This window comes from Oleiphilus sp. HI0043, from assembly GCF_001634935.1.
Map to the genome: position 1 here is coordinate 1 of NZ_LWEY01000846.1, position 325 is coordinate 325.

A 325-nucleotide genomic window follows, 5' to 3' on the forward strand; every position below is an offset into this window, starting at 1 on the left:
ATTGTTAATTATTTAAAAGCCTTAATTGAAGATAAGCGTACTGATATTCTGTTTGTAGGTTATCAAGCTGAGGGAACTGCAGGGCGAGATATTCAAACTTACGGGACACGAAATGGCTATGTCGAGCTAGAGGGTAAGCGCTATACGATTAATGCCGCTGTACATACGATCTCGGGTTACTCTGCGCATGCAGGTCAGGAAGACTTGCTGAACTTAGTGCAAGGTATGAATGCTAAGCCTTCAGAAATAAGAATTGTTCATGGTGATGATGACGCGAAGAGGGCTTTAAAACAGGCGCTACGGGAATTATTGGGGGAAGAGGTCA

1 protein-coding gene is annotated in these 325 nt (G+C 43.4%); it reads left to right on the forward strand.

Annotated elements, in window-relative coordinates; genetic code table 11:
• Nucleotides 1–325 (forward strand): MBL fold metallo-hydrolase RNA specificity domain-containing protein (locus A3729_RS09610; protein WP_304439710.1); only part of this gene is annotated, 325 nt, incomplete at both ends.